6 protein-coding genes are annotated in these 22,537 nt (G+C 53.6%); all 6 read left to right on the plus strand.

The window, feature by feature from the left end; translation table 11 throughout:
• Window positions 1–15 precede the first annotated feature (15 nt).
• The 6 genes from BM155_RS10585 to BM155_RS10605 all read left to right on the plus strand — a co-directional run bounded on the left by BM155_RS10585 (window position 16) and on the right by BM155_RS10605 (window position 22,509).
• Window positions 16–8,493, plus strand: coding sequence for a fibronectin type III domain-containing protein (locus tag BM155_RS10585; protein WP_217641510.1), 8,478 nt, complete (start codon window positions 16–18; stop codon window positions 8,491–8,493).
• Window positions 8,494–8,635: 142 nt separating this feature from the next.
• Window positions 8,636–13,105, plus strand: coding sequence for an RHS repeat-associated core domain-containing protein (locus tag BM155_RS10590; protein ID WP_175487788.1), 4,470 nt, complete (start codon window positions 8,636–8,638; stop codon window positions 13,103–13,105).
• Between the two features lie 8 nt (window positions 13,106–13,113).
• Complete coding sequence (locus BM155_RS10595; RefSeq protein ID WP_139223226.1) at window positions 13,114–13,746, plus strand: hypothetical protein; 633 nt, start codon at window positions 13,114–13,116, stop codon at window positions 13,744–13,746.
• Window positions 13,747–13,866: 120 nt separating this feature from the next.
• The gene (locus BM155_RS17300; RefSeq protein ID WP_175487789.1) at window positions 13,867–14,028 is read left to right on the plus strand and encodes a hypothetical protein; all 162 of its coding nucleotides are present in this window, start codon (window positions 13,867–13,869) and stop codon (window positions 14,026–14,028) included.
• A gap of 352 nt (window positions 14,029–14,380) precedes the next feature.
• A complete protein-coding gene (locus BM155_RS10600) occupies window positions 14,381–22,015 on the plus strand; it encodes a putative Ig domain-containing protein (RefSeq protein ID WP_074903035.1) in 7,635 nt (2,544 codons plus the stop codon).
• Window positions 22,006–22,509 carry a protein disulfide oxidoreductase gene (locus tag BM155_RS10605; protein ID WP_074903037.1) on the plus strand — a complete coding sequence of 168 codons (504 nt, stop codon included), beginning with the start codon at window positions 22,006–22,008 and terminating at the stop codon, window positions 22,507–22,509. The genes BM155_RS10600 and BM155_RS10605 overlap by 10 nt, the downstream gene beginning before the upstream one ends.
• Window positions 22,510–22,537: the final 28 nt, after the last annotated feature.

The raw sequence follows: 22,537 nt of genomic DNA on the forward strand, positions 1-22,537 counted from the left end.
GTGTATGGCGATATATTGGCGAATGGAGAATACCTGCGAGACGTCGGTGCGGGGAGTGGTGGCTCTATCTGGGTCGAAGCAAAGGAACTGATTGGAAGCAGCGGTACATTGATAGAGGCTTCCGGGGGGCGTGGATATTACGCAGGGACCGGTGGTGGTGGTCGTATCGCTATCTACTACGACTCGTTGACGGGCTTTGACCCTGCAGCCCGTGTTTTTGCGCTGGCTGGTAACAATTACGCCGGCGCTACTGCCTATGGCGGCCCGGGAACTGTTTATCTCTATGATCGTTCTCTGCCATCCAATAATGCCAAGTTGCAGATTATTAATCGCGGTACATCCACAGCCTATGAACCCTATCAATTGAGTGGGCAGGTGGATATCCCGATTTACTTTGAGGATTTGCGAATAATCATTGATGAGAGCGTAAATCTATCAACTCCATTAAGCTTTAAGGATGCAGTTGTTACGCTAAAAGATGGCGTGCACCTGGGCTCAGCAATATCGGGTAATGGTTATGGCTCAGTATATGTGAAAGCCGAGGGTGATTTTACGGTAGCCAACAACAACTTGGTCGTCGACGGCTACACTCTCGAGCTGCCGCAGGATTACAGCTTTGATTCCATTACGGTTAAGAACAGTGGAAAGATCACCACACCGGCGGCGTCAGACATATTTACTTCTGGTATTACTCTGAGTGCTACTGATTTCTATATCAGCTCGAATTCCTATATCGATGTTAGTGGAAAGGGATATCTACCTTCAGAGGAAGTGAGTTATCAATCTGGTGGTAGCTACGGTGGCCTCGGTGGGGTATTGGCTGATGGTACGACCAATGCAGTTTACGGCAGCGCGGTAGCCCCTATGGATTTTGGAACCGGCGGCAGGTATCAGGATGATAGTCAGCCGGGCTCCCGTGGCGGCGGCGCTATCAAATTAGTGGCAGACAGATTGGAGCACTACGGTTATATCGATGCCAATGGCTATGGTTCTTCCAGCTATAAAGGGGGTGGCAGTGGTGGCTCTATCTGGCTGGATATCGGCGAATTGGTGGTTGGAGGTAACGGTTATATAAGAGCCAACGGTGGCTATGGGATCAATGCCGGTGCCGGCGGTGGCGGCCGCGTTGCTATCTATTATGAATCACTCACCGGTCTCAATACGAGCCGGGTGGAAGCTAATGACGGTGGAAGCAATAGCAGTGGCGTTGATGGCGAGGATGGCAGCGTTCATATCGCTGAAAAGACTGCTGCACCCAGAGTGCGGGCTGTTAGCCCCAGCGGTTACCACAATGCGCCTATTTCCAGTGTGGTTGTACAGTTCAATATTGGAATTGATAACGAATCACTGGATATTAATGACTTTGAATTGACGGATTCTGTAGGAAATTTTATCGCGATTACTTCGGTTACATCTCTAGATGATATCCGCTACCAAATTGACTTTGCTCAACCTCTTGGGGAAGGTGTTTATACCTTTTCTGTAGGGCCGGATATTTTCGGTACTAACGGTCTGGGCATGGATCAGGATCAGGATGGGGTTGAGCAGGAGCCGGAAGACGATAGGTTCTCTGTCCCTATAGTTGTCGATATTACTAAGCCAGCTCCACTGACTCTGGATCAGCCACTGGCACCTGAAATAAACAACTCTAACAGCCGCTGGATTACGCTCTCCGGCAATCGTGAAGACGACACTGCTATCTTGGTTAACGGCAGTGAAATTGTACCTTCGGGATCAGGCCGTTGGTCTGGTCGTTATTATTTGCCGGAAGGTGAGTCCACGATTGAGGTAGTGGCAAGGGATCTGAGTGGTAACTTGTCGGAGCCAGTTTTCCTGATCTTTAATGTAGACAGCAATGCTCCCAATATTACGGCTGCCGATCCGATAGGAAGTCTCAACCTGGCCCCGCCCTATATCACACTGGTGGTAATCGAGGAAGGCAGTGGCATTGACCTGCAAAACAGTGACATTACGGTTAAACGCAATGGCGTAGTACTGGCAGGGGCTCTTGCCCTGTTTGAAGGTCAAATCCAGTTTACTCCGGACGCTCCCTTCCTGGATGGTGACTATGAGATTGTGGCTCAGGTAGCAGATAAACTGGGTAATTTGTCTGCCAAGCGTACTTATCACTTCACGCTCGATTACACACCACCGGCGCCTGCAACACTGAATGATTATCCGCCGGTGACTACCGTGAATGCCCATGTATTCAGCGGCACCAAAGAAGCGGGCAGTGCTGTTCTTGTGAATGGCAGTCTGGCCGTAGTTGCATCAGCTGATACCACATGGAGTACACAGGTTGCATTGTCATCGGGCGATAACACCATCGCCTTTGTCGTGCGCGATGCGGCTGGCAATGAGAGTGAGCCGACCTTGGCGCAGATCCGTTATGACAATAATCCGCCTGGGCCGGTTGCGTTGGTAATCGATCCCAACGGCAGTGGTTCAGATCTGCTGCTGAACTGGAGCAGCTACGATGAGTTTGCCAACGGCAACGATATTGGTGAGTACCGTATCTATCAGAGTGCGAGCAGCTTTACGGATATCGCCGGCAAAACACCGGTAGCGGTTGTACCGCAGGGAACCAAGCAATTCCGTGTGGAAGGATTGCCACGGGATACTCAGGCGCACTTTGCTGTAGTCGCTTACGATACCCAGGGACTATTTAATCCCGCGGTAACTTCCACGGGCGCTGTGCCGGTGGATGTGGCTGCGCCAGATGAGATCAGCAATCTGATTGTAATTCCGGGTACCGACCGCCTGCAGCTCAGCTGGAATCCGTCTGCTAACTCCGCCGGTGATCTGGCTGGTTATAAGGTGGTATTTGCCGGAGACTTAAGCGGCAGGGTGGATGATATTCCACTGGCATCACTCAGTGATTCGCAGGCGCCGGTAGAGCATTTGGTAGAAGATCTCAGCCCTGCTACCTCCTATCCCTTGCGAGTCTATGCGTACGATGAGAGTGGCAATGCGTCTGTCGGTATTGAAGATGCCGGTACCACATTATTGCCGAATCCGACTACTGTGACCGCGGTGCCGAAGAGCAGCAAGATTGAGATCAGTTGGTCCAGTGTCGCGCCCTATGAACTGCTGAAAAACTATGCGGTTTATGTGGAAGATAAGAGTTTCAATTCCATTGTGGGACTGCAACTAAAGGCCGTGCGCAGTAAAGGCGCTGCTGACAGTGAGCACAGTTGGTCTCTTGCGGGCCTGAAAAATGGCACTACCTATTATGTGGCAGTAACTGCTGTAAATATTTCCGGTGGCTCCGATCCAGTGGTAACACCGGTGGCTGTAACACCTGTGGAGGACACAGATGGTCCGGTTATCCATGCTGCGCAATATCAGCAGATAGCAGAATTGCTGGATCTCACTTTGGCTCCGACTTTGTCAGAAGATGGCAGTTTCAAAATCACCGCTGAGGATGAGTCTGGTGTATCCCGGATAGAGTTCTATCTGGACGGCACTTTGCTGGGTACCGCATATACAGCCAGTAGTGGCGCCTTTGGACGCAATATTGTCCTGCTGGATCTGTCGGATGGTGAACATGTCCTTACAGTTAAAGCCTACGATGTTTGGGAAAATGTCACTATTGCCCAGTACAGTTTCACCGTGGCGCTCGCCCCACCACCGGCACCGCAGATTACCAGCCCGAGTGACGGCTGGGTGACCAACAAGCCGTCGGTAATCGTTTACGGTAAAGCGGAAAAACAGACCCAGGTTCAGGTTTATCGCAATGGCGTTGCGGAGGGCAGTGTTGCTGCGGTCGATAGTTATGGCAATTTCCAGGTAGAAATTTCCCTGGAAGAGGGAGAGAACCAGATCAGCGCAGCGGCGGCATATCCGCAGCGTAGTGGTTTTGGCGAGCCGAGTGCCACACGCACTATAGTGCTCAATACATCTATCCCGGATGCTCCGACCAATCTGACTGCTATCGAGAGAGAGCTTGGTCAGATTTCTCTGTCTTGGAATGCGGCGAACAGTGATGATATCGATAACCAGACTGCTGGTTACAATGTCTATCGCTTAGCTTCTCCGTTCACTTCTGTGCAGGAAGCGCAGCAACTGAACAACCAGCTTCTGAATGAAACGAAATTTACTGATCTACCCTCGGTAGATGGTAACTATTTCTATGCCGTTACTACGGTTAATAAAGTGGGCACAGAGAGTAGCCTGTCCAATCTTGTAGAAGCCACTGCGGATAGTGAAGGTCCCCATGCTCTGGAGGTGCGCTACCACTCCAATGGCTTAGTGGATTCGGCTAGCGGCCATTACGCGCCAGGTACAGTGGAAGTTGTGGTGCAGTTTGACGAGCCGCTGCGTAACAAGCCCTATTTCGCCATAGTACCTGAGGGCGGTGTGCCTATCGCCGTTGATCTGAGTAAGGATTACAGCGATGACACCTTGTACACCGGCAGTTTCATTATCGAACCTGACAGCATCTCTGGAACCGCCTATGCGGTAATGTCCGCGCACGATAATGTTGGTAACCGAGGAACAGTTATCGAGCAGGGGGCAACACTGCTAATTGATGCTCAGGGGCCGGAAGTGACCGCGCTGACATTGAACCCGGGCGAGCCTCTGAAGGTCGATGAAGTGAGCGGCCTGCAGGTGGAAGTGGTGCTGCAGCTGAGCGACGAAGTCAAGCAGGGAGAAATGCCCACTTTAGTGCCGCTGCTCGACAACCTGGAAGTTCCCGGCTACGAGAGCGGCATTACTCTGGTGCGCGATGTTCAGTCTATAGAAGGAAGCCCCTTGTGGGTGGGAAGCTTTACTCTTCCCGCCAGCGCCGGGCGGGATGCAGACGGCAATCCCACGGTGGCAAATCTGAGCTTCAGCTATCAGGCGCTGGATGATCTGGACAATATTGGCAACAAAATCCGTGTACCGAACAGCTTCCAGGTCTACCAGGGCGATCTGCCACCGCTGGATATTCCACAAAACCTCAAGGCCACTGCATTGCCGGGTGGCAAAGTGGCGCTAACCTGGGATGCGGTGGAAGGCGCCCGCTATGTGCTCTATCGCAAGGCGGAGGGCGATGCGGAATTTGTGGAGATCCTGCGCCTTTCGGAAACCGAAACCCAAGACGTTCTGCCTGACGATGGCAACTATTTCTATGCCATCGCCAGTGAACGCCGGAATAACAACCAGGTTGCGGTGAGTGCGATGAGTGAGCCGGTGGCTGTCAGTGCGGACAGTATTCCTCCCGCTGCGCCCTCTGAGCTGGCCCTGGAGCTGAATGGTGCCGGCATAGTGGCCACCTGGCAGGCACCGCTGCAAGATGCCGATGGCAACGATGAGGCAGTGGACAAGCTCACTTATAACCTCTATCGCTTGAATTTGGCTGAGGGCGAGACTGCAACAGCGGAAACCCTGCGAGAGATAGAGCCACTGCAAATCGGTATCCCGGATACCATCGCCCTGGATGCCAAACCCAGCGAGAGCGAGCACGTCTATGTGGTAACTGCTCTGGATGAAGCGGGTAACGAGTCTGTTCCGAGTAACACGGTCTACCTAAACTTTGGCCTATTGCCTGTTTCCGATCTCAGTATTTCGGTCAGTGCCGAGGGCAACCCGCAGCTTCAGTGGAACCATAGTGGTACGGCTATCGCTGGCTATCGTGTCTATGTGGGTGAAAGCGATGATCTGCAGGAAATCACTGATGCGTTGATTCCTCATGGCGGAAATACAACGGTGTTCGTGGATACCGGTTACTCCGCTGGAGCACAGGGTGTAATGACGGAACGCCGCTATACGGTAATCGCCGAGGACGAGAAAGGAGCAACCAGCATAGGGCACAACCTGTTGTTGCCGGCGCTTTCGGTGGAAGTGATTGAGCCGGAAAGCGGCGATGCTGTGGTCAAGCGCGGCGTGATGAATGAAGTGCGCTTCCGCGTACAGAACCGTGGCAGCAGTGACATCTCGGGTATCAAGCTGTTTGCCACTGTCAATGACGGCGGTGTGGCGCGCGAGCACCAATCCGCCAGCTTCTCCGTTGCCGCCGGTGGCCTGGTCGAAGTGCCGATTGTGATTGGCGGTTACGAGAAGCTGGATACTCTCAGCAATATTCAGCTGCGCTTGGAGCAATCGCCATTGCCTGGCGAAACAGTATTTATCCACGCGGAAGATGAAATACTGGTGGGTGACGCAGCTCTGCGTCTCGGGCTGGAGACGGACACCGTTTACCGGGGCGGCCTGGGCAAGGTGCGCTTCACCATGGAAAACACTTCGCTTGTGGAAACAGAAGTGTTGATGGCGCGGCGCAATGGCCGCGATCCGTCGGACGAAGTGCGCATCCGCATCGAAGATGCGGATGGAAACCTGCTCGCCAGTCAGCCTGTACAGCAATTTACCGGTGATGTCATTACCGTCGCCAGTGGTGAGACGGTAGCGCGGCTGCAGCCTGGTGAGACCTTTGTTTCCGACTGGATTGAAGTGCCGATACCTCAGGCGGCACCGGATCAAGTCACTGTGGCACTGGAAATTGATCGTTTCCGCTACCACACCGGCAAGCCCACGCAGGTTTTGATTGAGGGTAACGGTACCCGTATCCAGGCGTCGCTTCAGGAGACCGCCTACTATGGTGAAGTTACCGAAGTTACTCCTGGACTGATCTACAGTGACGGGGAAGTTGTCACTATTAGCGGTCGCGCTATGGATCGCACCAGTGACTCGCCCGTTGGTAATGTGCCACTGACACTGGTGATGGAGTTGCGCGGCTTCGAGCGGCAGGTGTCCGTGATTACTGATGCGGACGGCAACTTCTCTTACGAGTTCGATCCCCAGGGGCAGAGTGGTACCTGGCGGATATCCGTTATCCACCCGGATAGTCTTGCCCGTCCTAACCAGGGGGAGTTTGCGGTGCTGACTTCCGAAGTAAGTCCGCCGCAGATCACCCTTCATATACCGCGTAATTACACCCAGGTTATCCCGATCAATATAAACGCGGGTTACGGCAGTGAGCTGACTGATGTGCGTTTGGTTTCTGTCGCCGAACCCGGAACAGAACAGCTGCAGATACCACAAGGTCTGCACTTGGATCTAGGCTCAGTAATTGCGCTGTCGCCGCAACAGAAGGGGGTAATCAACCTGTCTTTTTCTGGCGACAATCTGGCACCGGAAAGCGGTTCCCTTTATTTCCAGGTACTGGCGAATGTGAATGGTGTGGCGCAAGTGCTGGAAGATATTGCACTGGAATACCGCTTGTCTGAGAGCCAGCCGGTTATCAAGGCGACGCCCGCCTTTATCGATACCGGTGTTGCTCTTGGAGGCAGCACCACAGAGACCTTTACGCTGAAGAACACCGGTTTCGACGTGCTGCGCAATGCCACCCTCTCCCTGGTGGACAGCGCTCAGAACCCGGCGCCGACCTGGGTGCGTCTCGACGGCACCGCGAACCTCGGTGATATGGACATTGGCGCGAGTCGCGATATCAGCGTCACCTTCAGCCCGGATAACACCGTAGAGCAGGGCAATTACGAATTCCGTCTTCTGGTAGAGGGTGACGGAGGCCACAGCTTTACGGTGCAGATGTTTGTGGCCGTGGTCACTTCGGAAATTGGCGATGTCTTTTTCCATATCAGCGACATCTACACCGCCACACTGGGCGAGGACAATCAACTGATCCCTGGTTTGGCCGGAGCCAAAATTGAACTGCAGAACGAACAGGTATTGTCCGAAACCCGTACTATCAGCAGCGATGCTAATGGTGAAGCCTTGCTCAAAGACCTGCCGGCCGGCCGATACGCCTACCGGGTGAGTGCCTTCGATCACGAGAGCGTTTCCGGTCGCCTCTGGATCAGGCCAGGTGCGACTGTCGCCGAAGAAGTGTTCCTTATGAACCGCATTGTCACAGTCGAATGGCAGGTGAACGAAATTAACCTGGAAGACCGCTACGAGATCAAGCTGGAGGCTACTTTTGAAACCAATGTGCCGGTGGCCGTGGTGATGTTGGACCCGATCAGTGTCACTCTGCCGGATATGAAAAAGGGCGACGTATTCACCGGTGAGCTGAGCCTCACCAACTACGGCTTGATCCGTGCAGATGAAGTACAGGGCCTGCTGCCATCCGGCAATGACGTGGTGTCATTCGAGTTTCTCGCCGAGGTGCCGGAAACCCTGGAGGCGGGTGAAGTGGTGTATATCCCATACCGTATCACCGCACTGCGCGACTTTAACCCCAGTGAAGAGGGCGCGGCCAGTGGAGCCGGATGTGGCAGCCACAGCTTTAAATACAAAGTCAGCTATCAGAGCCAGTGTGCCAACGGCCAGGTAGTGCCCGGCGGTACATCTACTTACTGGTCCACGGCCTCCTACGGTTCCTGTGGAGGTGCTGGAGGCGGTAGCGGAGGCGGCTACTACTTCGGTGGAGGGGGCGGCAGCGGCGCCAGCTATGGCAGCGGTTATACACCGATAAGCAAAGACGAAACCCTCCGCTGTGAGCCGGACCCGAGTTGCGATGAGTGCAACAAATACAACACTGCGGCTCAATAAATGCACTGAGAACGCCCTCTCCCGGTGGGAGAGGGCTGGCCCGGGCGTATTCCGGTAGGGTGCACCCGCGATTGGAATTGGAAACAACGAAAAGAACTTTGGGAAAGTATCGATGAAGTTTTCTGTCGGGGAACAAGAAAAAATGCTTCTAGTCGGAGCCAGTGCTCGGGGGCGGCTACTAGTTTATAAACGCTGGATAACGGCAGTCTCCACAGTGGTATCCCTGGCACTTCTGGTGCTGACTTCCGGGACTTATGCAAAGCCCGGTATCTTCAGCGATGGCGCCCAGCCGCGCGCCGTTTCCTCGGAAAATATGGAAGACCTGGAAGATATGCAGGTCAAGGTGCTGGGCGGCTATGTGCGTATGACGCGCCGCTGGACCCGCAGCGGCTGGGAGTGGAACAGTCGCTGGAATCCAATTCTCACTTACGATCAGCTCAAGGCGCAGGCCTCGGAGGAAGAGCAGCAGGCATCAGGCCAACAGGCAACGGCTTCCGGTTGTCAGCAACCCTATGAGTTCTACCTGTTCCGCAATGGCCAGTCCTACCGTCCGGAAAAGTTCCGCTCGGATTTGAACAGCTGTATCACACCGGATGGAGACGGCTATCATGCCCTTTTAAATCAGACACTGACGAAGAGCGGTGAGGATTACACCTGGCGCGATAAAAAGGGCAACCTGATTTTCTACAAAGAGGGAAAACTCTCTTACTACGAAGATAAAAATGGTGTCCGCGTCAGCCTGGAGTACGAAGGCGACCGTATAGTGCGCGTCAAGGATCACTTTGGTAACACTGTGATCAGGTACCACTGGGAACAAGTGGAAAACCAAGTGAATGGTGATGCAGTTTTATCTTACCGCTTGATAAGTCTCGAGGACTACAGTGGTCGGCAGGTAGTCTACAAATATGGTGAGAATGCCGCTGATCCACTCAGTTATCAGCAGCTGGTGGAAGTGATCGACGTGCGCGGTAAAAGTTGGGTTTACCAGTATCAGTCCCTCAGTAATAACAAACTGGCACTTAAGAGTGTCACCGATCCCAATGGACGGATAACCACCTACTCCACCAATGCCGATGGCCATATTAACGGCTACGAAACTCAGGACGGTACCGGCGTTACCTATAGCCACAGTGCTGAGGATCAGGTTTACAAGGCCACCCAGCGCGACAGGTCAGGCGTGGTCACGGAAACCTGGCACAACGTGATGGGAATGCCGATCAAGCAGTTGATCGGCGGCGAACTGCAGTATGAAATAGAATACCAGTACTCCGGCAATAAGACCGCCAAAGATTTGGCTGAACAATACCGGTACACCGGTAGTACTCAGTTGGCAGCTAACGCCAATGAAGCACCGGTGCGCATTATCAGCAGTGTCACTACCGATGCCCGGGGTCTGAAAACCAAACACTTTTACGATACCTTTCGCAATGTCACCCGCACCGAAAATCCCGACGGTACCTATACCACCACTGAGTGGAATACTGAACTGACTCTGCCGCTGCGGGAGCGGGATGAGCGCGGCGTGATCACCGAATATGAATACGATGAGCGCGGCAATCTGATCACTCTGATTGAAGCTGCCGGCACATCCGATCAGCGCATCACCCGCTATACCTACGACCAGTACGGGCAGATGCTCAGCGAAAGTACTGGAGAATCCACAGCCGATAATACAGAAATTGCCATAACCCGCTGGGAGTATGACGATTTTGGCAACGTAACCAAAGTCATAGATCCCGAAGGCAATGTTACTGAATACCGGGACTACGATGTCAACGGCAACGCCCACACTATTGTCGATGCGCGTGGCAAAACCTGGACCCGAGACTACGATGCAGTGGGCAACCTGCTCTCGGACCTGAATCCCTATGGCCAGGGCTTCCACTACGAGTACGACGCCGCCGGTGACCTGATAAAAGTTACTGATGCCAGCGGCAGCAGCCTGCATATCACCAACAACGCCTCCGGCCTGCCGGTGACAGTGACCGATGACAAGGGCAACAAGCTGGCATTGACTTATGACAAAGGCAACCGCCTGGTAACTATCACAGATGCCGAAGGTGCCAGTATCCGCCTGGAATACAACAGCCAGAACAAGCTGAGCGCTATTGTCGACGGCGAACAAAACCGCACTGAATACAGTTATCAGCAGAACTTGCTTTCAAAGGTTAAGAACCCGACTTACGAGGAAGAGCTGGGCTACGACAAACGCAACCGCTTAGTGCAGAGCAGGCAAAAGGCCAACAATCTAGAATACCTGCGCGCTTATGGCTATGACCTGAGTAACAACCTCATTTCGGATACAGACGCACTGCAAAACACGGAAAAATATGAATACGACCACTTAAACCGCCTGATCGCCATTATCGATCCCGTCAACGGTGAGACAAAAAAAACCGAATTTACCTACGACGCCCGCGATAACCTGCTGCAAGTCAAGGACCCGGAAGGGCGCCTGACTGTTTACACCTATGACAAAAACGACCGTCTGAAAACGGAAACCAAACACGACTTTATCGGCACCTCTAAACAACGGGTCTACGATTACGACGCCAACGGCAACCTGATTGCGGTTACCAACCCACAGCAGGAAAAGCGCGTATACAGCTACGACGATGCCAACCGCCTGATCAGGCTGCAGGTCTATGCCCACAAGGACAACCCGCAGCCGGTCAAGGTAGTGGATTACCACTATAATGCCAAGGCCCAGTACACCGGTTATACCCAGACTCCGGGGCCGGATACCGCCAACGCCACTGCGGATATAGTTCATCACAGCGAAACTTACACCTACGACAGCCTGAACCGGCTGGCATCGGTCAGGGTGGATTATTACGGCCAGGGGGATCAGGCCGAAGAGATCACTTTCTCCAAAAGCTACAGCTATACCTATTACGGCAACGGACTGAAAAAAACCTATACAAATCCGGAAGGGATTACCTATACCTACTACTACAACAAAAATAACCAGCTGGCGGCGGTGCATATCCCCGGTGAGGGCCAGTTGGCCTGGACTGATTTCCACTGGCTGGCGCCGCAGACACTACTGCTGCCCGGCGGTAACCGGATCACCCTCAGCTACGATGACTTCCTGCGGGTCAAGGAGCGTATTCTTGAAGACAGCGCCGGCAACAATAAAGCCAGAGCCGTCTACGAGTACGACCTGGAAAGTAATATTCGCAAAATCACTTCCGAGCACGGTGAATATATATTTTCCTATGACAACCTTTACCGCCTGACCGAAGCGGACTACCCGCTGGAAAACGCCGCCAACGACGAGCGCTTCGGATACGACGGCGTGGGCAACCGCACAGAACACGCCGAGCGGGCAGATTCCGCCACGGAGGCGGATTTCAATCTGTCTGTATCTCAAAGCAGCTACAACAACCAAAACCAGCTGATCGCTATCAGCGGTGACAGTCTGGCCAGTTTCGAATACAACGACAACGGCCACACAAGCCGCAAAGTGCAGGACGGCATTACCTGGGACTATCAATACAACCACGAAGAACGCCTGATCGCCGTTGTTAAAAACGGCGTTACCGTTGGCAGCTACCAGTACAACCCCTACGGCCAGCGGATTCGCAAACAGGCCGGCGAAACAACCTACTTTCTCTACAACGAAGAGGGGCTGGCGGCGGAGTACGACACTGCCGGCAACCTGATCCGGGAATACCACTTCAAGCCGGGTATGCCCTGGATGACGGAACCTCTGTTTCAGCGGGCTGCCAGCGGGGAGCTTTACTACTACCAGAACGACCACCTGGGCACACCGCAGCGGATGCTGGATAAATCCGGGGCAGTGGTTTGGGAGGCTCGCTATTCGGCGTTTGGAAAGGCTGAGATTCTGGTTGAGGTTGTTGGGAATAATTTGCGGTTTCCGGGGCAGTATTTTGATGGGGAGAGTGGGCTGCATCAGAACTATATGCGGGACTATGATGCGGAGGCCGGCCGCTATCTTCAGGCAGACCCCCTGGGCCTGGAATCCGCACTGAATTATTACGCTTATGCATACAACAACCCAAATGGGTTTATAGACCCAACCGGAGAGTTTGTTCCTTTAGTATTTGCGTATGGCCGGTGTGTGCTGCAGTGCATGTTTATGAAGTGGATGGGATCTGCAGCACAGAATCTAATGGGAGACCCGTGTGCGGATTTTGATTTGGCGGCATCGGCAGGGGAGTGTGCATTTGGGTGTCTTAATCCGCTGAATTGGTTTAAGGGGAAGTTTAGTGTTAAAAAAAGTGAAGCTAGATGGAATAATGGCTGGCGTACAGATGACGGGAAATTCGCAAGTCCTAATGGCCTAGAAAGAGCAGGGGCTGCCGCAGAACAAAAAGTTTGGGATGCGGTTAAGAAAAAGCCTGGTTGGAGTATAATTGAAGGCCGTGTTTCTGTTCGAAATGCAGATGGCCAATTACGAGTTTATGATGGTGCTGCTGTTAGCCCACGAGGTAGAATTATTGGCTTAGAAGTTAAATCTGGGTCTGCTAGAAAGACAGCAGCACAGAGAAACTTTGATAGTGGTGTGAATACTAATAATCCTGCAGTAGGTGTCGGCAAGAGCCGTGGTATTAACGTTGGTCGTTCGCTTGAAATTCGAGTCCCGTAAATAAACATATGAGCGATATTAAATTAGCAAAAGCTAACTTACTTGAAATGTTAAATGGGCCTGTTGACCAGGCTCTTTCAAAGTACAATTTTAAACGACGCAGAGGGTCACTTGTTTATAAAAGAAAGCTTGTGGAATCAATTCAGGAAATTGATTTTATTACAGAGTTTTTTCCAAGGTATGAGCAAGGTGCCGAGGCGCATATTCATCCATTCTTTGTCTGGAAAATACCTCTTGTCTCAAAGGAAGCGTTGAGGCTAGTCAATGGTAATAAGATGCTGCTTGCTAATGCTCCTGATATTGTTCTCAAACAACCTATAGAGATTAGTGCTCCCAAAGAATACCATGAGCGTTGGTTTACTAAAAGTGCAGAAGATTATTCGCGGGTAGGTGTGGCGATATGTTCTTTCATAGAGCAATGGCTTGTTGAGTTGCTTGAGAGGTTACAAGGTATTGATGATTTGCTGGAAGCATACGAATCTTCAGATAATTGCTTGCTTAAACAGCAGCATTGGTATGTGTATGTGACCGCAGCCTACTTGCTTAAGGGAGAGCGAGAGAAGGCGAGGTCAGTGATGGAAAGCCATTTAGGTAATCCCGGTCTTAAGAAAAGATATTCTGCTGTTTACGATAATATTTGATCTAGTGGCAAACTATCACTTAACTCCTTCAACCAAAGCTATATCTTTCTTCAACAGATCATTGATCTGGGGGGTAACGCATTTGGTTTTGGTCTTCTCTGCAAACAAGGCAGAAAAACTATGCCAAAGAAGACCAGAATACTGTTAGCCAATATGCCTCACCATATAGTCCAGCGGAGCCACAACCGGGAGCCGGTGCTCCCGGCTGATGAGGTCTACCAGTACTACTGCGACAACCTGTTCGAATGCAAAGAAAAGCGGGATATAAAGCTCTACGCGTGATGACCAACCACATGCACCTGCTAGTGGAGCCAGGGGATTGGCCAGAAACTGTATCCCTGTTGGTAAAACGGCTTGTCGGGGCACCAGGCGGCCTATGTGAACAAGTTGTAGGGGCGCAACAGAGAGCAGAGACTTGCCGCTTACAAAGAATTGATTAAGACCACAGTGCCGGCAGATGAGCTGGCGTTCTTGAGTAAGGCTTGAGCGAGGAGCCAGCTGATCGAGCAGCGTCGGCTGGGTCGCCCCAGGGTGGCGACGAATAGATGAGAGATTTGACGGTCACCTAGCCGCTAATCGAGATCGTCAACATAAACAGGATTTGAAATACAAGTCATTGTCGGGAATAGAAAACATGTTGCAACGTTGGGGGATTTGGGCAGCTTTTTGGATTTGTACGCTGGATGTGCCGGCTGCCGTTGCTCAGGAAGAGGCGCTGTGTGCGGAGGTGCGCATAGAGATACTCCAGGAGCTGACACTGGAGCGTCAGGGCTTTGAGGCCATAATGCGCATTACCAACAGCCTGGATACCTATTCCATCGAAGATATCGCGATTACCGTCAATTTTACCGATGCCGACGGCAATGCGGTCACGGCCACCTCCAACACTGCCGCCAGTGATGCGGAGTTTTTTATCCGCGTGGATGATACGCAAAATATTAATTCACTGGTCACCGGCGACGATGGCGCAGTGACTGACGGCGTGATCCAGGCGGGAAAGGTGGGTGAATTTCGCTGGCTGATTGTGCCCACCGCCAATGCAGCGGGGCAGACGGACAACGGCGAACTTTATTTTGTGGGCGCAACGCTTTCCTATTCCTACGGCGGCAAGGAAGAGCTGGTGCAGGTGGCGCCGGACTCCATCGTGGTCAAGCCCCAGCCGCTGCTGACACTGGATTACTTTCTCACCCAGGAAGTGATCGGCGACGATGCCTTTACCACCGAAATTGAGCCGCCGGAGCCCTATACCCTGGGTGTGCGTATCGACAACAGCGGCTACGGTACCGCCAGAAATGTCAAAATAGAATCTGCGCAGCCCCGGATCGTCGATAACGAGCAGGGTTTGGCGATCGACTTTACCATTACCAAGAGTTTTGTTGAGAGCCAGCCTGCGGAACCCACCCTGCTGATCAATTTCGGCGAAATAGCGCCCCAGAGTATGAAAACCGGCCGCTGGGTGATGGAATCCACCCTGTCGGGAAAATTTACTGAATTTTCCGCCAGCTTTACTCACGCCGATGAGCTGGGGGGAGAGTTGACGTCCCTGATTGAAGCTACCAACGCCCACCTGCTGGTGAAGGATGTGCTGGTGGATCTGCCGGGGCGGGACGCTGTGCTTGATTTTCTCGCCTACGGTGCCGGCGGCGATTTATATCTCTACGAGAGTGAAAATACGGGTGCGGATCTCGCCTTGTGTAAGAGCTGTGCCCAGGTGACATCCTTGTCTTATACCCTCGGAAGTGAAAATGGCGGTAGCCGCGTTCTGAGCGGCGCTGTGCAGGAAGGCTTCGGTTTTATCCAGGTGTCCGACCCCTACGCCGGGGCCAAGGTGTTGCACAGGGTAGTGCGCGGAGACGGGAAAACGCTGAATCCGAATAATTACTGGCTGTCAAAAAAGCGCGCTGATGATAAGGTGAGCTTTAACTATTTTATTAATATTTTTGATTACGATAGTAGTCCCGACTATACGCTCTATTTTGTCGACTCCGCTGAGCTGCCGCAGCCTCCGGTGATCCAGGCGATTCTCGACCGCACCAGCCACGAAGGTGGTCAGATCGGATTCCTGGTGCAGGCCTCGGACCCGAACGGCACAGTGCCGCAGTTGTCTTCCAGTAACCTGCCCTCCGGCGCCACCTTTACCGATGGCGGTGACGGTACCGGCATTTTCCGCTGGCAGCCGGCCATCGGTCAGGCGGGCAATTATGTCGTTACCTTTACCGCGACTGACGGTGCTCTCTCCACTCAGCGTTCTGTCAATCTGAAGGTGAACCCGGCCGATGACACCGACGGCGACGGCCTCAGTGATGCCTGGGAGAGAGAGCACTTCGGTAATTTGGACCGGGACGGCACCGGCGACTACGACGGCGATGGCCGCACCGATGCCCAAGAAGAGGAAGTCGGCAGTGATCCCACGGTGCCGGAAGTGGCGCCCGGGGCCCCGCAAATTGCCAGCCCGGTATTTGATGCGGAAATACTCGACGGCGCCGCCGAACTGTTGCCGACACTGGAAGTGACGAACGGACAGCACGATCCGGAGCTGACTGTCGCCTATCAGTTTGAAATCTATTCCGACGAGGCGATGCTCACCAAGGTGGCGGAAGCCACTGTGGATGAAGGCAACGGCAGTACCCGCTGGACTGTTGCCGCCGATGCGCTGCTGCCCGGGCAGTCTTTTGCTGACAACAGTCTCTACTTCTGGCGCGTGCGCGCAATTACCGTGGTGGAAGCAGGCAGTAATGAAGCCCCGGTTGCTTCCAACTGGGAGGCGAGCCGGTTTTTTATCAACACCGCCAATGACGCGCCGTCAGTACCGGCGATTATCGCTCCGCAAATCGACGCGATGGTTGCCGACACCCGACCGGAACTGGTCGTAGCTCACGCCTTTGACGCAGATCGGGACGCACTGACTTACGGTTTCGATCTGTATCACGAATCCGACCTGGAAACGCCGATTGCATCCGTAAACGGACTTCTGCCCGGCGGCAACTTCCAAACCAAATGGCAGGTGCCGAACCCGCTCGATGAAGATGCAGCCTATGTATGGAAGGCCTGGGTGGAGGACGAACACGGCGCTCGCACAGAGAGTGCGATCGGCAGTTTTCTGGTCAGTATGCAGAACAATGCACCCACGGAGCCTTCGATTGTTTCTCCGGTTGGCGGATTGTCAGAGTGGTTGCCGAATAACGGCGTGGAACTGCGTGTGGCCAATGCCTCTGATCCGGAGCAGCAGCCGCTCACGTACTTTTTCGAATTGGATACTGTGGCCAGTTTTGACAGCGGAGCTGTTATTTCGTCCGGTCCGGTGACCGAGGGAGACACAGAGACCGCCTGGATTATCGAGGGACTGCAGGAGGACCTTACCTACTACTGGCGCGCCAAGGTCAGTGACGGTGAGGTGGAGAGTAACTGGGTAAGCGCCAGCTTCCAGGTGGACAGCGATAATTCAGCACCACCGGTGCCCAGCCTGCAGAATCCCGGCGATGGTGCGGTGGTGGAAAGCCTGCGTCCGCTATTTGAGGTCAATCCGGTGATTGACCCGGATGGCGATGCAGTGCAGTACCGCTTTGAAGTGTATTCGGATGCGGAGTTGACGCTGCTGGTGGCAAGCCAGCAGCAAGCGGATACTCAGTGGACGCCCGGTTTCGACTTCAATGACAACAGTCACTACTACTGGCGCGCCCGCGCTGAAGATGCCAAGGGCATGGCCAGTGACTGGAGCCCGGTCAACCGGTTTGCCATCAACGAAAACGCTGTCAATGATCCTCCGCAGATCACGCTGGTTCTGCCGGACAGCGCGGTTACCGTCAGCGGGCCCCAACTGCTGATCCAATGGCAGGACAGCGATCCAGACAGCAATGCCACTGTATCTCTTTACTATCTGTACGAGGGTGGCAGCAGGACATTGATTGTTACCGATATTCCTGAAGATGAAGATGGGGAGGGCGATCAGTATCTGTGGGATGTGTCCGGCCTGTTGCCCGGCAATTACACCCTGGAAGCGGAGATCACCGATGGCGAGACAACGGTGACCGCCAGCGGTTGCTGCACCATTACAGTACCCTCCCAGTCCAAGCGCATTACGGTTACACCCTTGACGCCGCTGGAAACCGATGAAGCGGGCACAGTGATCGCCGCAGTGGAAGTTAGCCTGGACCAGCCGCTGCAGGCGGGTACAAGCCTGACTCTCAATTTGTCCATTACGGATGAAACCGAGGCGGAAATTCTCGGAGATCACTACCTGCAGTTTACCGCGGAAAACTGGGATATTCCGCAGACGATCCGGTTGCGCGGCCTGGATGATTGCAATGTGGATGGAGACAGTCCTTTCAGCCTGGTATTCCAGCCGGCGCAGACTGACGATCCGGCCTACAGCGGCTATCTATTGGACAGCATTGCTTTTGTAAACCGGGACAGTGAGAGCGCGGGGCAGACACTGTTTATCTGTCGCTATCAGCTGGAGGAACAAGTTCCCCTAAGCGGTACCGATGAGGTGGAATCCCATTACCGAGTACAGCTGGATAATCAGGGCGTGGCACTGGTGGATGCCAGTGCGACCCTGACTCTGCTGCCGTCTCCCGATCTCAACTACGCCGCAGAAATTGTCGGCAGTAATCGCTTTACCTTCAGCGATATTCCGTTCGCCGGCAGTGTTTTGAGTAACGAAATACTGGTGATTCGCCATCCTGCCGGTCAGGCACTGGATTTTGCTAAATTCTCCTGGGATATAGAGGCTGGGGAATCTCAGGTCGATGTAGAGGGCAACAGCGGAAACAACACACTCCACGGCAGCGTCGGGGCCGATATTATCGATGGCAAGGCCGGCAACGATACCATCTATGCCGGTGATGGCGACGATGTAATTATCGGTGGTCCCGGTGCCGATCAACTCTACGGTGAGGGAGGTAACGATACTTTTATCGTCGAGGGTAATGATGGCTATGCCGATCGCTTTGAAGGCGGCGAGGGCTTTGACCAGGTGCTCGGAGGCAGCGGCGACGACGCCATCCGCTTCAGTGTGTTCAGCGGCAGTGCTACCGTCGAACGTATTGATGGCGGCGCTGGTTACAACGTTATTTACGGCACCAGCGCTAACAATATCCTGGATTTCTCCGATACGGAACTTGTCAATATCGCTTTTATTGACGGCCTGGCTGGCAACGACACTATTTATGGTAGTTCCTCTGACGACAAAATTATCGGTGGCAGCGGTAACGATCAGCTGTACGGCAACGCCGGTGACGATATTTTCTATATCGAAGGAGTGAATTCCGGCACGGATCGGGTGGAAGGCGGCACTGGCCTGGACAAGGTGGTCGGCAGTGATGGCGACGACTGGTTCCGCTTCAGTGTATTCAGTGGAGAAGCTCGAGTAGAAGTTATCGACGGCGGCGAGGGTAACAACCAAATATTGGGCACTTCTGCCAATAACACTCTGGATTTCCGCGATGTCACTCTGTTGAATATCGCGCGCCTGGATGCCGGTGCCGGTAACGATACTGTGTACGGTTCCAGTGCTGCGGACGTTATTGTCGGCGGTCTGGGCAGTGATAATCTCTACGGCGAGGGTGGCGATGATCGCTTCCTGATCACAGCTGGTGATGCCGGATTTGACCGCTATGATGGCGGTGAAGGTGAGGACTGGCTTGTCGGTACACCGAGTGATGATGATTTCCGCCTCAGGGTATTCTCCGGTAACGCGACGGTGGAAGTTATCGACGGCGACGGCGGCTACAACCGTATTCTGGGCAGTAGCGCCAATAACACGCTGGATTTCAGCAATACGCAGCTGGTTTCCATCGATTTGATTGACGCCGGTGCCGGCAATGACACCGTCAAGGGGTCTTCTGCGGCGGACGTAATTGAGGGCGGTTTGGGTTCAGACCTGCTTTATGGCAACGGTGGTGCAGATATCTTCCTGCTTACCGCCGGTGATACGGGTTTCGATCAGTACCGCGGTGGAGAAGGTACTGACCGTATTCTTGGCACTGATGGTGATGATGAAATCCGCCTGAGTGTATTTAGTGGTGAAGCGCGGGTGGAAATTATTGACGGCGGTGCCGGCAATAACCGCATTGTCGGTTCCAGCGCTAACAACACTCTGGATTTCAGTGAAACCCAGCTGCTGAATATTGCCGAGATAGATGCGGGTGCAGGCAATGATACCGTTTACGGTTCACAGGGTGCAGATCGCATCCTCGGTGGGCCCGGTTCCGATTACCTTTACGGCGAAGGCGGTGACGATACGTTTGTCGTGATGGAAGGGGATTCGGGCGCGGACCGCATCAGTGGAGGCGAAGGTTTCGACACACTGCTGGGCAGCTCCGCAGATGACAATATTGTGTTCTCTGTATTCGGCGGTTCGGCTACTGTGGAGCGTATTGATGGCGGCGCCGGGACTAATAGGATCAGTGGCACCAGTGCCAACAATACACTGGATTTTCGCAATACCGAGCTGGTCAATATCGCACTGATTAACGGTGCCGAGGGCAATGATACTATTTACGGCACCTCGGATGCCGATGTAATCGAAGGTGGCCTGGGCAGCGATACTGTCTACGGTGAGGGCGGTGACGATATTTTCAAATTGACACCTGGGGATACCGGGGCGGATTCCTATCGCGGCGGCGAAGGAAGAGATACGTTGCTGGGGACCAGTGGTGATGACCTTTTCCGGTTCAGTGTTTTTGCCGGCGAGGCGTCTGTGGAAGTGATCGATGGAAATGGTGGGACAGATCGTATCGTCGGTACCACTGCCAACAACACACTGGACTTTTCCGCTACAGAGTTGATCGGTATCGCATCCATTGACGCCGGTAGTGGTAATGACACCATTTATGGATCACCCCAGGCAGACACTATAGTTGGTGGTTTGGGCAGTGATTATCTGGTAGGTGGCGATGGCGATGACACCTTCCTGTTTACTGCCGGCGACACCGGTGCTGACAAGTACAGTGGAGGCAAGGGGGACGATCAGTTGCTGGGGAGTGCGGAAGATGACGATATGATTTTCAGCGTTTTCTCCGGCGCGAATACTGTTGAGCGTATAGACGGTGGCGAAGGGGTGAACCGCCTGTTTGGAACCAGCGCCAACAATACCCTGGATTTCAGAGAGACCCAGCTGGTGAATATTGCTTCGATCCACGGCGCGGCCGGTAACGATACTATTTACGGCTCCTCGGCGGATGATGTGATTGAAGGCGGAATCGGCAGCGATACTCTTTATGGCAGTGCTGGTGACGACACCTTTATCGTCACTCCAGGGGATACCGGCTATGACCGTTATCAGGGGGACGAAGGCAGCGATACTCTGCTCGGTACCGACGGTGACGATGAATTCCGCCTCAGCTTTTTCTCCGGTGATGCCACTGTTGAAACCATCGACGGCAAAGCGGGCACTAACCGGATTGTCGGCAGCAGTGCCAATAATACTCTGGATTTTCGCAATACGGAGTTAATCGCTATAAATCGGATTAATGGCGGTGCCGGCAACGATACCATCTACGGCTCCCAGGGAGACGACTTTATCGAAGGAGGCATTGGCAGTGACAACCTCTACGGTGAAGGTGGAGACGACGTTTTTCTACTCACAGCGGGCGATACCGGCTATGACCGCTACTCCGGCGGAGCGGGGGTGGATGAAGTGCGCGGTTCCAGTGGCAACGATCTGATTCGCCTGGCCTCTTACTCCGGAGCCTATACCGTCGAAGTAATTAACGGTAATGGTGGCGTTGACTATATCCAGGGTACCACTGGTAACAATACTCTGGACTTTTCAACGACGGTGCTGACGGCAATCGCTGAAATCCGTGGCGAAAAGGGCAATGACACTATCTATGGTTCGCAGGGGGCGGATACTATCCGCGGAGGAGCGGGCAACGACACCTTGCAAGGCAATGCCGGTGCCGATATCTATGTCTTCGCGCGTGGCGATGGCGTGGATACTATTAACGATCGTGGTTCAAGTGCCGGCGACACGCTGTTGTTTGAAGGTGCCATAGCGCCGGAAGATATCTGGCTGGTAAAAAATGGCAATCATCTGGATATCTATCTGCTGGCGGGCGCGGAAAAAGTGCAGGTCCGCAACTGGAAGTCTTCAGAGAGTGCGATAGAAGTGATTGCGACGGAGGCTGATGCAGAATTGCCACTTGCCAATATCGATGCGTTGGCGGAGCTGATGACTGCGATCGGTGTTCCGCAAAATGGCGTCATCAGTCTGAGTGGCGACCAACAGGCTCAAGTCGCTGAGGCCAGGAATACCGCATGGCAGTAAAATTCAAGAAAGTCTTCTGGAATCTACTCCAGTTTGCGTTTATCGCTGTACTGGCTGTCGGTGCGGTGGCTTACTATCAGCAGCGGGATATCCCCCGAGAGCAGGCGCCGCCTCTCTCGGGCATGTCTTTGGATGGAAGCCTGCTGGATCTGCACCAGGCTACTTCGCAGGGGCCGGTGCTGATTTATTTCTGGGCTTCCTGGTGCGGTTACTGCCGTGTGGTTTCTCCGGTGGTTTCTGAGCTCTCGCAGGATCATCAGGTGATTACCGTGGCCATGCAGTCCGGCAGTGATGAGGAATTAGCTGAATATCTGGTGCGCCGGGATCTGCAGTTCCCTACCATTAACGACCCCAATGGCGCATTGAGCCATGCCTGGGGCGTTCGGGTAACACCAACCATTGTAATTGTGGGCAGTGACGGCCGGGTGGCCTGGGTGACATCTGGCGCCACTTCCAAATGGGGCCTACAGTTCAGGCTCACGCTGACCGATTAGTATTCCTCCACGCTGCCGCAGCCAGTCA

Origin of the sequence: Microbulbifer thermotolerans (assembly GCF_900112305.1) — a bacterium.
GTDB lineage: Bacteria > Pseudomonadota > Gammaproteobacteria > Pseudomonadales > Cellvibrionaceae > Microbulbifer > Microbulbifer thermotolerans.